10 protein-coding genes are annotated in these 13,907 nt (G+C 34.0%); all 10 read right to left on the bottom strand.

Annotated elements, in window-relative coordinates:
- Positions 1-5 precede the first annotated feature (5 nt).
- On the bottom strand, positions 6-1,238 hold the full coding sequence (nusA, locus tag KA858_RS03775; RefSeq protein WP_210135040.1) for a transcription termination factor NusA: 1,233 nt from the start codon (positions 1,236-1,238) through the stop codon (positions 6-8).
- A 20-nt stretch (positions 1,239-1,258) separates the two neighbouring features.
- Entirely contained in the window at positions 1,259-1,726 is a 468-nt protein-coding gene (gene rimP / locus KA858_RS03770; protein ID WP_107630025.1) for a ribosome maturation factor RimP, read from the bottom strand.
- Between the two features lie 175 nt (positions 1,727-1,901).
- The gene (locus KA858_RS03765) at positions 1,902-6,218 is read right to left on the bottom strand and encodes a PolC-type DNA polymerase III (RefSeq protein WP_210135039.1); all 4,317 of its coding nucleotides are present in this window, start codon (positions 6,216-6,218) and stop codon (positions 1,902-1,904) included.
- A 256-nt stretch (positions 6,219-6,474) separates the two neighbouring features.
- Positions 6,475-8,175, bottom strand: a complete 1,701-nt coding sequence (locus KA858_RS03760; RefSeq protein WP_210135038.1) for a proline--tRNA ligase — start codon at positions 8,173-8,175, stop codon at positions 6,475-6,477.
- Between the two features lie 18 nt (positions 8,176-8,193).
- Positions 8,194-9,480: an RIP metalloprotease RseP gene (gene rseP / locus KA858_RS03755; RefSeq protein WP_210135037.1), complete on the bottom strand. Its 1,287-nt coding sequence runs from the start codon at positions 9,478-9,480 to the stop codon at positions 8,194-8,196.
- Positions 9,481-9,690: 210 nt separating this feature from the next.
- A complete protein-coding gene (locus tag KA858_RS03750) occupies positions 9,691-10,473 on the bottom strand; it encodes a phosphatidate cytidylyltransferase (protein ID WP_053029303.1) in 783 nt (260 codons plus the stop codon).
- Between the two features lie 3 nt (positions 10,474-10,476).
- The gene (locus KA858_RS03745; protein WP_070855529.1) at positions 10,477-11,247 is read right to left on the bottom strand and encodes an isoprenyl transferase; all 771 of its coding nucleotides are present in this window, start codon (positions 11,245-11,247) and stop codon (positions 10,477-10,479) included.
- A gap of 225 nt (positions 11,248-11,472) precedes the next feature.
- Positions 11,473-12,027, bottom strand: a complete 555-nt coding sequence (gene frr / locus KA858_RS03740; protein WP_107630028.1) for a ribosome recycling factor — start codon at positions 12,025-12,027, stop codon at positions 11,473-11,475.
- Positions 12,028-12,044: 17 nt separating this feature from the next.
- A complete protein-coding gene (gene pyrH / locus KA858_RS03735) occupies positions 12,045-12,767 on the bottom strand; it encodes a UMP kinase (protein WP_053029298.1) in 723 nt (240 codons plus the stop codon).
- Between the two features lie 136 nt (positions 12,768-12,903).
- Positions 12,904-13,782, bottom strand: coding sequence for a translation elongation factor Ts (gene tsf, locus KA858_RS03730; protein ID WP_107630029.1), 879 nt, complete (start codon positions 13,780-13,782; stop codon positions 12,904-12,906).
- Between the last annotated feature and the right edge of the window lie 125 nt (positions 13,783-13,907).

Genomic DNA, 13,907 nt, shown 5'->3' with positions numbered 1-13,907 from the left:
TTTGCTTATACGTCTTTGTCTTCACTGTCTACTTCATCAGTATTTTCAGAAGGTTCATCGATTTCTGCAGCCAATTCTGCAGTAGTTAAATTCGATTCTTCTAAATCTACATCATCAATTTCAATATCTTCATCATTAGAATCAGATAAAACAATATCATCTGCTAATGCTTCTGATTCAATCACAGGATAAATTCCCGCTTCGCGCGCATCAGTTTCAGATTTAATGTCAATTTTCCATCCAGTCAATTTCGCAGCTAATCGTGCATTTTGACCTCTTTTACCAATAGCTAATGATAATTGATAGTCAGGAACAACAACAACAGTAGATTGATTTTCTTCGTCAACGATAACTTCTAATACTTGTGAAGGGCTTAAAGCATTACGTACAAATACTTTTGGATCTTCATTCCATTGAACAATATCAATTTTTTCTCCACCAAGTTCTTCAACTACAGCTTCAACACGCGCACCTTTAGCACCTACACATGCGCCTACTGCATCAATGTCTGGATTATCAGAATAAACACTAATTTTAGAACGATCACCGGCTTCACGAGCTACTGATTTTACAATCACTGTACCATCATAAATTTCAGGTACTTCTTGTTCAAATAAACGTTTTAATAAACCAGGATGACTTCTAGAAACATAAATTTGTGGTCCTTTAGTTGTTTGTTCTACTTTGTTAACATAAACTTTGATGCGTTCGTTAGGAATATATTTTTCATTTGGACTTCTTTCAGCTTCAGATAAAACCGCTTCAATTCTACCTAAATTTACATATACATAACGATGATCAACTCGGTCGATAACACCTGTTAAAATATCGTCTTCTTTGTCAATAAATTCAGTGTATAAAATTTCTCTTTCCGCATCACGTAATCGTTGCATTACAGCTTGTTTAGCTGCTTGTGCACCAACACGGCCAAAATCTTTTGGTGTAACATCTTCTTCGTAAATATCGCCAACTTCATAAGCTGGATTTTTAATGAGTGCAGTACTTAAATCTACTTCATCTCTATCATCAAATACTTCTTCGACAACATCTTTACGTGCAATAACTTTAAATGTACCTTCATCCATATTTAACTCTACACGTACGTTTCTAGCACTATCATAGTTCTTTTTATACGCAGTAATTAAAGCTGCTTCAATCGCATCAATTAATACTTCTCTTGGAATTTTCTTTTCTTTTTCTAAATATTCAGTTGCTAATAAAAGTTCATTACTTGCCACAATTATTCCTCCTCATCACGTTAAATCATAACAGCGTGACGTGCTTTTGCAATTTTATTTCTTGGTATTTCAATTTGTTTTGTTTTAGCTTTCTCTTTAACTTCCATCGTAATTACATCATCATTAACAGCTTTTAAAATACCTAGCCATTCTTTATCGCCTTCAATTGGCGCATATAATGATACAAACACTGGTTTTTCAATTGCATTTTGATAATCTTTTTCTTTTTTTATTGGACGTTCTGCACCCGGTGATGCAACGTCTAAGTAGTACATTTCTGGAATTGGATCATTTTCATCCATTACTTCGCTGATTTTTTCAGAGGCAAGTGTGCAATCATTTAAATCGACACCGCCTTCTTTATCAATTGAGATTCTTAAGAAATGATCTTTCCCCTCTTTAGTGTATTCAACTTCTACTAATTCAAAATTCAATTCGTCTAAAACAGGAGTTATGATTGTTTCTACTTCCTCAGTGATTTTACTCATACAGGCCTCCTTTTTCGGCAAATAGAAAAGAGCGGGTATATGCCCACTCTTTCTGCCTGAGTCTAATTTTTTACGCACAATAAGTATATCACACTTTAATTCCTTAAACAAATGTATACTCACTGTGTCAATAGGATTGACGAAATGAAATCAAATGTTCGCAACATAAGTTCGTTTACATATCAAAGATAGATAACTGTGCTTTGTCTGGTAGATCAGGTAACGAACCTAAATCATCAAGGTACTCAATGATTTTTTGAGATAATCCAGCTTTCTTATTTAAATCTTCTTTAGATAAGAAAGGACCATCTTCTCGTGCTTCTACAATACGTTTAGCAACGTTCTCTCCAAGTCCAGGCACAGAAATAAATGGCGGGATTAACGTATCTCCTTCAATAATAAAGTCAAATGCCTGACTTTTCTCGAGACTAATAGGTTGCATACGGAAACCACGGTGCGCCATTTCATTCATGATTTCTAACACAGTAAGCACATCTTTCTCTTTTTTACCGAGGTCCATGTATCTTGAATACATATCTTTCACTGTATTCTTAATACTTTCTTTATCTTTAATCATCGTAATCAAATCAAAGTCTGAAGCACGAATTGTAAAGTATGCTGCGTAATAATAAAGTGGATGATGCACTTTAAAGTATGCAATTCTCACTGCCATTAATACATATGCAGCCGCATGGGCTTTAGGGAACATGTATTTAATTTTCAAGCAAGAATCTAAATACCAGTCTGGTACATCATTCTCTTTCATAGCGTCTATCATTTCATCAGTTAACCCTTTACCTTTACGCACTGACTCCATCGTTTTGAAGGCCATAGAGGGTTCTAATCCTGCATACATTAAATAAACCATTATATCGTCACGACAGCCTATAACGCTTGATAAATCACAAATACCTGTTCGGATTAATTCTTGTGCATTACCTAACCATACATCGGTACCATGAGATAATCCTGAGATTTGAACTAATTCTGAAAACGTCGTTGGCTTAGTATCTTCCAGCATTTGTCGAACAAACCCTGTTCCAAATTCAGGCACACCAAATGTCCCTGTCTTACAAAGAATATCTTCTTCAGTTACACCCAATGATTCCGGACTACTAAAGATTTGCATCGTTTCTTTATCATCGACCGGAATGGTCTTTGGATCTATACCAGATAAATCTTGTAGCATACGAATCATTGTAGGATCATCGTGTCCAAGTATATCTAGTTTCAACACATTATCGTGGATAGAATGGAAGTCGAAATGTGTCGTCATCCAAGAAGCACTTTGATCATCTGCTGGAAATTGGATTGGCGTGAAATCATAAATATCCATATAATCTGGAACAACAATAATACCACCAGGGTGTTGGCCAGTTGTACGTTTGACACCTGTACATCCTTTAACAAGGCGATCGATTTCAGCACCACGTTTGTGGATACCTTGATCATTTAAATAACCTTTAACATAACCGAACGCTGTTTTTTCAGCAACAGTACCTATTGTTCCAGCACGGAATACCTTGTCTTCTCCGAACAGCACTTTAGTGTAGTTATGTGCGTTAGGCTGATATTCACCACTAAAGTTCAAGTCAATATCAGGTACTTTATCTCCTTTAAATCCTAAGAAAGTTTCGAACGGAATATCTTGTCCTTCTTTGATAAGATTGGCACCACAAGTACTACATTTTTTATCAGGTAAATCAAATCCTGAACCTACAGAACCATCATCAAAGAACTCACTTGTTTTACAATTAGGGCAGATGTAGTGAGGTGGAAGCGGATTAACTTCAGTAATTTCTGTCATCGTCGCCACAAAACTTGAGCCTACCGAACCACGTGAACCTACTAAATAACCATCATCCAATGATTTTTTCACAAGACGTTGAGAGATTAAATAAATAACTGAGAATCCATTCCCGATAATACTTGCAAGTTCTTTTTCAAGTCGATCAATTACAATTTGTGGTAAATCCTCACCATATAATTTTTTAGCATTTGTATAGCTTAATTCACGTATCTCTTCATTCGCACCATCCATGCGTGGTGTGAATAGCTGATCTTTAATCGGAATAACTTTATCTATTCGGTCTGCTAAGTCATTGGTGTTTTTAACTACAATTTCGTGTGCTTTTTCTTCACCTAAGAAGTGGAACTCATCTAGCATCTCATCTGTTGTTCTAAAATGTGCTTCAGGTAATGTTGAGCGATTTAAAGGATTACCGGGTTGTGAGGCAATCAATATTTTACGTGCAATGGCATCATGCTCATATAAATAATGTGCGTTACCTGTTGCTAAAACAGGAATACCAGTACTTTCTCCAGCTTTCAAGATACGGTCATAGATTTCGTATAGTGTTTCTGTATCTCTAATCAGCTCTCTATCAATCAAATCTTGATAAAGTTTTGGTGGTTGGACTTCAATAAAGTCATAATACTTAGCAATTTTTTCAACTTCTGACTGATCTCTTTGCATAACAGCCGTGAATAATTCACCTTCATCACATGCAGTTCCTACCAAGATACCTTCACGATATTCATTTAATAATGATCGTGGAATTCTTGGTGTACGATAATAATATTTAACTAAAGAAGCACTTACAATCTTAAATAAGTTTTTTAGACCTTCTTGTGTTTGAACAATTAATGTTACATGTGTTGGTCGTGCACGTTTATATGCATCCTCATTCGATAGTTTTTGGTTGATGTCTTTGTGGTTTGTTACGCCTAATTCTTTCATTTGTTGGACCATTTTAATGAAAATATATGCCGTAGCTTCAGTATCATAAATGGCTCTATGGTGCTGTGTTAGTTCTACACCATATTTTTTAGCTAAAAAGTTTAAACCGTGTTTACCATATTCAGTATTAATCGTACGTGATAGTTCTAATGTATCAATGACACCATTCGTTGATGGGCCAAACCCAAGTCTTTCATATCCTGTGTCGATGAAGCCCATATCGAATGATGCATTATGCGCTACAAATATAGCGTCGCCAACCCACGTTTTAAATTCTGTTAGTACTTCATCAATTTCAGGCGCATCTGTTAACATATCATCAGTAATATGCGTTAAATTTATAATCGTTTCTGATAATTTCTCATGTGGATTACTGAAACGTTCAAATTTATCAATAATTTCTCCATCTTTTACTTTAACAGCAGCCAATTCTATAATTTGGTCATATTGGTTTGACAGTCCTGTCGTTTCAACGTCAAACACGACATATGTAGCTTCTTTAAGATCTCGGTCTGTAGGTTTATAAGCAATAGGTACTCCATCGTCTACGAGCATACCTTCCATACCATAGATCATTTTGATGCCGTTTTTTTCAGCTGCGCCATGCGCATCGGGAAATGCTTGCACGACGTTATGGTCAGTAACTGCTATCGCTTTATGTCCCCATTTAGCAGCTTGATCAACATACGCACTTATGTTAGGAATGCCATCCATTTGGCTCATTGATGTATGCAAATGAAATTCTACTCGCTTTTCTTCTGCTTTATCTTGCTTTGGCGCCTTTTTGATTTCTTCAATATCAGACATCATCATAACCAAATCTCTAACAAATGTGTCTTCTTCAATACGTCCTTGAGCACGAACCCATTTTCCAACACTAAGTGCCTTAAAGTGATCTAAATCGTCTTTATTTTTTCGTGTAAACATTTTAAGCACTAAAGAGTCCGTATAGTCTGTCACTTTTAATTCAACAATGTGACGGCCACTCTTCAATTCTTTAAGGTTAATATCAAATATAACACCCTCAATTGCAACTTTGAATTCTTCTTCAACAATTGACTCAATAGGTTTAATATTTTCAACTTGTATTGGTTTACCAATTTGGCATTTTTCAACATTGCTTTCATTATTATCTTGTTGTTTCGCTTTCTCAGCTTTCATTTTTTCGATTTTTTCGGTAGCTTCACGCGCACTCTTCTCATCTTCCTCTTGAATATGCGCTTCAAGTGAGGCTAAATCATCATAAGAACTTGAGTCATCTGTTTCAAATACGACTTTATCTATATCAAAACCACATTTACGAAATGCTTTTACTAAGCTACCATTACATACTTTATCAAAGTGATTTCTTTCGATGTCATTTGAGGTCATTACTTTGAGCACGTTACCTGACATAATTAAACGTTTCTGTTTAAGTTGACCTTTCACTTTAGGCGATAGTGCAGTGTGTTCAATACAATGACCAAAATATTTAATGGCATGTTCATCTTGGTTACTTGTATCTTGAATTGTAAAATGCCAATCAACTTTGGCAATGTCTTTAAATTCTTCAGTAATTGCATTTGTAAAAATTAAATAATCTTCGTGTGATAGAAAATATGGCAATGTAATTTGAAATTCCCACGTTCTATTTTTATTTGACACATCTACTCGCGTTAATTCACCTTGTTCAATAATTGTTTGATCAAGTTGATTGGAAACTTTAATTTGGTCCGCAAGTACTTTAAATTTTTCTTGATTCGTCATTGCCATGACAGATAACCACCCTTATATTTAACTCTTTTCTCAATTATGTTTTAACGTAAATGTTATGTTCTAACTACAAACTTGGTATCTATTATACTACTTTGAGTGACGCATTTCATTTGCTGCGTTTAATTCTTTTAATAAAAAAGAGGCTTAGACAACTATGAAATTGTCCTAACCTCATTTCTATTAGTGCATTGATTGCTATATTAACTCAGTAATGACTAATACGCTTAAATCATAAGTCTAAGCGCTCACCATATTATAATTGACTGTATAATGTGGCGATATAGTCATTTAAATCATTTATATGAACATCTTCACTCTCACCAGTTTGACGCACTTTGACTTCGACGATACCATCACTCGCATTTTTACCTACTACAATTCGTATAGGTAGACCAATTAAATCTGCATCGTTGAATTTAACGCCTGCACGATCTTTACGGTCATCATAAAGTACATCATATTGTTGTTGCAATGTTTCATACAATTGATTACCTAATTCAAGTTGTTCATCTTTTTTAGGATTTATTGTTATTAAGTGTAAATCAAACGGTGTTACTGATTTTGGCCAAATAATACCATTTTCGTCATTATTTTGTTCGACAATAGCACTTAATGTTCTTGATACACCAATACCGTAACATCCCATGATTAATGGTTTAGCTTTACCTTGATTATCTAAGAATGTTGCGTTCATTGCTTCTGAGTATTTTGTTCCCAATTTGAATACTTGACCAACTTCAATACCTTCAGCAAATTTTGCTTCACCAGAGCCATCACTTAATGGTTCACCTTCTAAGATAAAGCGGAAATCACCATATTCATCAACATTAAAGTCGCGTCCAATATTGGCATTTACATAATGGTAGCCATTTTCATTTGCACCTACAACTAAATTATTTAAATCTTTAACAAAATTATCAGCGTAAATTTTAATTTCTTTATCATGAATTGGTCCTAATGATCCTGGACTTGCACTTAATAAATTAATAATTTCATCTTCAGTTGCCATCTCAACATGATCTGTTCCGAAGTACGCTTTAACTTTGACATCATTTAACTCATGGTGACCTCTGATTAAGAACATGATAAATTCACCATCAATTTTGAATATCATCGTTTTCACAATTTCATCCAATGGACGATTTAAAAAGTCTGCTAATTCTTGAGCAGTTTTAACATTAGGTGTTTCAACCTTTTCAAGTGTTGCAACTTCAGTATGTTTTTCATTTGGATAATATACAACTTCAGCTTTTTCAATGTTAGCTGCATAATCACTATGTTCACTATAGACAATCGTATCCTCACCAATTTCACTTAGCGCCATAAATTCATGCGTATGATTACCGCCAATTGCACCTGAATCTGCAACTACTGGACGCGCATTAATACCAACGCGTTTGAATATACGATCGTAAGCGTTGTACATATCTTGATACGTATCATCAAGTGATGCTTCATCAGCATGGAATGAATAAGCATCTTTCATAATAAACTCTCTACCACGTAATAACCCAAAACGTGGACGCTTTTCATCACGGTATTTAGACTGAATTTGGAATAAAGTTAATGGTAATTGTTTATATGACTTAAGTTCATCTCTCACGATAGAAGTGACTACTTCCTCATGCGTTGGTCCTAGTGCAAATTCACGACCATTACGGTCTTTTAATCGCATAAGTTCTGGGCCATATGCACCCCAACGACCTGACTCTTCCCAAAGTTCTGCTTGTTGAAGCGCAGGCATTAAAATTTCAACAGCATCTATACGTTCCATTTCTTCACGAATAATTTTAGAAATATTATTTAAGACACGGGAAGCGAGTGGCAAATAGCTATAAATACCACTTGTGCTTTGTTTAATTAACCCTGCTTTTAATAATAATTGATGACTTAATGCTTCTGCTTCAGCAGGTACATCTCTCATTGTTGGAATGAAAACTTTTGATTGTTTCATCACTTACTCCTCCTTAATTTATAAGAAATAACGTTGTATGTCGTTCCAAGTTACTAGAACCATGATAATTAAGACAAAAATAGCACCAGCTGCTATTATCATTGTTTCAGCTTTCTTATTCACTGGTCTTCTAAAGATGGCTTCATAAAGTACGAATAAGATTCGACCACCATCAAGTGCTGGGATTGGTAACAAGTTCATTATACCTAAGTTAACACTTAACAGTGCAGTGTAATACGTTAATGCAATAACACCCTGTTTCACAACAGAATCGACATTATGATAAATACCCACTGGACCATTTAACATGTCAAATGAAAATTGACCAGTAAATATACTTGCAATCATTGTACCTACTGCTTTAAATATTAACGTACTCGCACTTACAAACTGATCAAACCCTAAAGCTATTGGTTTAATTAATGTATGTTCTTTTTCCGGTTGGAAACCTAAAATGTATGTCGTTTCAGAATTTAATTTCGTTTGTTTAATTACTTGTTTCTTAGGTGTTATATCAACTGACTTGATTTGATTATCTCTTTCAAATTTTATCGTTGTTTTGTTATCTTTAATTTTATTCGCAGCAGATTGTATATCATCAAAATCCTTTGTTTTATATGGACCTACTTGAACAATCTTATCCCCAGCTTTTAATCCTGCTTGTTGTGCAGGGTAGTTATCAGCTAATTGCGCTACTGAAGTAGTAGGTGTACCTTGGAAATAAGCTAATGCAATAAATAAAACCAAAGCCAATATAAAGTTAAACAAAGGTCCTGCAAATAATGTTAAAAATTTTGGTAATGGTTTCTTGTGTGCAAATTGGCGATGGCGTGGTGCAATTTGGATTAAGCTTCCATTTTCAACGAAATAGGCCTTCTCAGCAATGTTAAAGTGATGGCGCTCATTGTCATATGATGTAATACCTTCTATATACAAATCATCTTTAAAGTCACATTTTTTGACTTCGATTGCTTCTATTTTTTGGAATTTATGTTGATCATCTAAAATAATATGCGTAATTTCATCTTTATCATTAAGCTTAACTTTAACATTCATTCCTGGTTCAACTGGCGGTTCTTCTAAACCATCCCCAGCCATTCTTACATATCCACCAACTGGTAATAGACGGATTGTGTATAACGTTTCATTCTTTCGGAAACTAAAGATTTTGGGTCCCATACCTATCGCAAATTCAGGACACATTATTCCAGCACGCTTAGCAAAGAACATGTGACCATATTCATGTACTGTAACCAGTACACCAAACACGATTATAAATGAGACAATAGTGATTAAATAACTCACGTGTTACACCTCAATTAAATTAATTTTCTACTTTATTCATAAGAATGATGTAGATTATCTATGATTTAGTTAAATTATTCAAGAATTTTAATTTTAATAAAAGGAGTTAAGAATTACATCATCTACTATATCTAGTCAAATGTGCACTCAATAACTCCTCAACTATAGCACTATACATTTTTCATATATAAATAAAACATTAAAATCATACTACATTTGTATTAATAAAATATTGAGTAATGGTAAAACAAACATAAAGCTATCAAAACGGTCTAATATGCCGCCATGACCTGGTAAAATTCGTCCAGAATCTTTAACACCAAAATGACGTTTAAATCCTGATTCAACTAAATCACCTAGTTGACCAAAAATACTTAAGATGATTGTTACTAATAATAGTAACCAAATGTTTAAATTAAAATCAACAAACCATAACATAACAATTGGTACTATTAAACTACAAATTAAGCCACCAATAAAGCCTTCGATTGTTTTATTTGGACTGATAACTGGCCACAATTTATGTTTCCCCATTAAACGACCGAAAATATAAGCCCCTGTATCAGTTAACCATACCACTAAAAATGCATAAAGTATGTAATGTAAACCATCTGAACGTGTTGCATAGAAATACATAAATCCAATGCCTACGTATGCAACTGACATCAGACAAAATGCTGCGTCCATAAAACTAAATCTATTCTTAGACAATACAGTATAACTTAATAAAATAAAACTCATTGCGATTAAACTTTTTAACTGAATATCACTAACCCAGTCACCTGCTGATTGAGGTAACATAATAATGATTAATGCTAATGCACTAAAAATGCCAGGGACTGAAAGTAATTTAATCATATTCATATTTAAGAGTTCTTTTAAAGCAATTAAAGCGAGTAAGTACGCAAACAACATGAGTGTTGTTCCACCCATTAATAAAATTGGGAGAAATATTATCAAAGCAATAATTGCGGTTAAAGTTCTAACTTTCATACGCTACTCCTTACTTAACCCTCCAAAGCGTCTTTGGCGAGATTGGTATATTTTTAAACAATTTTTAAATTCTTCACCATCAAAGTCTGGCCATAATTTCTCATTGAATATAAATTCACTATAAGAAGACTGCCAAATAAGGAAATTACTAATACGTTGTTCGCCAGAAGTACGAATTAATAATTCAGGATCTGGGTATGAATGTGTCATTAAATGCTTGGTTATCATTGATTCGTCAATATCTTTACTGCCTTGACCGTTATGTTGAAGTTCATCATAAATTGATTTCATACTTTGTACAATTTCAGCACGTCCACCGTAATTAATAGCAAATATCAATTTTAAACCTGTATTATTTTTAGTTTTTTCTTTTGCGTGTTCAATCGCTTCTATCGTCGATTTAGGAACGGCTTCCAGAAATCCAATTGTTTCAATTTGAACATTTTTTTCAATGAGTTCTGGTAAGAATGTTTTCAAAAAATTTACAGGCAAATTCATGATATAATTCACTTCATTTTCAGGTCTAGACCAGTTTTCAGTTGAAAAAGCGTATAAGGTTAAGTATTTAATGCCCAAATCACTTGCTTCTCGCGTTACCGTTTTAATCGTTTGCATACCTTCATAGTGACCTTTTATTCTAGGCATTTTACGCTTTTTGGCCCAACGTCCATTGCCATCCATGATAATCGCTACATGTTCAGGTAAATTATGTAAATCTAAATCATCGTTCTGACTGATTTTAGTCTTATTTCTTTTTATTAGCTTTTTAAACATGGTCTTTCCTCCGAGCCTGATCATCTCTATTATATTATATTAGTTATTTAAGAAATCATCTATCATTTTATCATACTCGATAATGGCATTGAATAAGCAAATGAAAAAACTGTACCAAAGTCTGAATTGGCACAGTTTAGACTAAAATAATTTATAGTAATGTATAAAGTATACTTTAAATACAACTTACACATTATTAAATGAATTAATTTATTGTCGAACTCATTAAACAGACATAATGTCTTTTTCTTTGTCTTCTACTAATTGATCAATTTCCTTAATAGAATTATCAGTCGCTTTTTGTACATCTTCTGTTTGACTTCTTAAGTCGTCTTCAGTAATGTCTCCATTTTTTTCATCTTTTTTCAATTGGTCATTAATATCGCGACGAATGTTTCGAATTGAAACTTTCGCATCTTCACCAATTTTCTTAACATTTTTCACTAACTCTTTACGACGTTCTTCAGTTAAAGCAGGAACTGTGATACGAATAACTTCGCCATCACTTGTAGGATTTACACCTAAGTTCGCAGCATTAATTGCTTTTTCGATATCAGCCACTGAAGATTTATCATATGGAGAAATAACTAATAAACGTGCTTCTGGCACATTGATACTAGCTAATTGTTGAACTGGAGTTGGAGCTCCATAATAATCAACTGTTACGCCACTCAATAAATTTGAATTTGCTCTTCCAGCACTGATATTTGCTAATTCACGTGATAAATTATCGATAGATTTACTCATTCTAGCTTTAGTGTCTTGAATAATGTCACTCATACTAATTACACCTCTAATTATTTAGTTATTAATGTACCTATTTTCTCGCCCATAACTGCACGTTTAATATTTCCTTCTTCCATAATTGAGAATACATTTAATGGAATATTATTATCCATGCAGAATGATGAAGCTGTTGAATCCATCACTTGTAATCCTTCTTGTAACATTTGGATATGTGTTAAGTGATCATACTTAACCGCATTCTTATCTACTTTAGGGTCTGCTGAATATACACCATCAACATTATTTTTACCCATTAAAATAACATCGGCTTCGACTTCTGCTGCACGTAACGCTGCAGTTGTATCTGTAGAGAAGTAAGGATTGCCAATACCTGCTGCGAAAATTACAACACGTTTCTTCTCTAAATGTCTAATAGCTCGTCGACGAATATAAGGTTCAGCTACTTGTTTCATTTCAATAGAAGTTAACACGCGAGTGTCACATTCTAATTGTTCTAAACTGTCTTGAAGTGCAAGAGCGTTCATAACTGTAGCAAGCATACCCATGTAATCTGCTGTACCACGGTCCATACCTAAGTCACTACCAGTTTTCCCTCTCCAAATATTACCGCCACCAACGATAACTGCGATTTCACAATCCATCTTAGCAACTTCAGCTACTTGCTGTGCTACACTTTTAATAATGATTGGATTAATACCAAAACCTTTGTCTCCTGCGAGTGCTTCACCACTAAGTTTTAATACTACACGTTTATATTTAGAAGTTTGCGCCATTGTTTTTTCCTCTCTATTGTAAAAATATGTAATATATACAAGTAAAGAAGACACTGACGCGCCTTCTAACATAAAGTATGACTTTATAATAGAAAACCTCAAAGGTGTCTTCTTTCTTGTAAATCCTGTCGACAGATTATTTCATTTGACCTTTAACTTCATCTGCGAAGTTTTCTTCACGTTTTTCCATACCTTCGCCTACTTCATAGCGAACGAAGTCAACAAGTTTACCACCTTTAGATTTTAAGAAAGCTTCAACTGTTTGATCTGGATCTTTAACAAAGTTTTGATCAACTGCACAAATTTCTTGAAGATATTTACGTAAACGACCTTCAACCATTTTTTCAACGATTTTTTCTGGTTTACCTTCATTTAATGCTTGTTGTTTTAATACTTCTTTTTCGTGGTTGATTTCTTCTTCTTTAACTTGTTCAGAAGAAACATATTTTGGATTGATAGCTGCGATGTGCATTGCTACATCTTTAGCAGCTTCTTCATCAGTAGAACCTTCAACTACAGTTAACACACCAATGCGTCCACCCATGTGTAAGTAAGCACCAAATGCATCGTTATCAGATTTAGTTCTAATTTCGAAACGACGGATGCTTAATTTTTCGCCGATTGTTGAGATTGCTTCTTTCATTCTTTCATCAACTGTTTTACCACTTGATAATTTAGTTTCTAATAAAGCCTCTACTGTTTCAGCTTTGCTATCAAGAATTTGATTAGCAATTTCTTTAACTAATTCTTGGAAGCCTTCATTACGAGCTACGAAGTCAGTTTCAGAGTTGATTTCAACGATAGCAGCTTCGTTTCCTTTAACTTCAACATGTACTAAACCTTCAGCTGCAATACGGTCTGCTTTTTTAGCTGCTTTAGCGATACCTTTTTCACGTAAGTAATCAATCGCTTTATCGATGTCACCATCAGTTTCTGTTAGCGCTTTTTTACAATCCATCATACCAGCGCCAGTTCTTTCACGTAATTCTTTAACAAGTTTTGCTGAAATTGCCATTAATTATTCCTCCAATATTTCTAATTGTAATAATAGATGATACCTAAATATTACCATTAAAGTCACTATAATTTCCAATACTCTAGTTAACTTTAATCATTATTTTTTATTATTTGACGAATTGT

The organism is Staphylococcus sp. GDX8P80P (assembly GCF_017893095.1).
Lineage (GTDB): Bacteria > Bacillota > Bacilli > Staphylococcales > Staphylococcaceae > Staphylococcus > Staphylococcus borealis.
Note: the sequence above shows the minus strand (reverse complement) of the source record. Positions and strands in the feature narration are given on the sequence as shown.

Coding starts and splice junctions, on each gene's coding strand:
- pyrH (WP_053029298.1), bottom strand. CDS start 12,767: ATGGCGCAAACTTCTAAATATAAACGTGTAGTATTAAAACTTAGTGGT.
- rimP (WP_107630025.1), bottom strand. CDS start 1,726: ATGAGTAAAATCACTGAGGAAGTAGAAACAATCATAACTCCTGTTTTA.
- KA858_RS03750 (WP_053029303.1), bottom strand. CDS start 10,473: ATGAAAGTTAGAACTTTAACCGCAATTATTGCTTTGATAATATTTCTC.
- KA858_RS03760 (WP_210135038.1), bottom strand. CDS start 8,175: ATGAAACAATCAAAAGTTTTCATTCCAACAATGAGAGATGTACCTGCT.
- KA858_RS03765 (WP_210135039.1), bottom strand. CDS start 6,218: ATGGCAATGACGAATCAAGAAAAATTTAAAGTACTTGCGGACCAAATT.
- tsf (WP_107630029.1), bottom strand. CDS start 13,782: ATGGCAATTTCAGCAAAACTTGTTAAAGAATTACGTGAAAGAACTGGC.
- frr (WP_107630028.1), bottom strand. CDS start 12,027: ATGAGTGACATTATTCAAGACACTAAAGCTAGAATGAGTAAATCTATC.
- KA858_RS03745 (WP_070855529.1), bottom strand. CDS start 11,247: ATGTTTAAAAAGCTAATAAAAAGAAATAAGACTAAAATCAGTCAGAAC.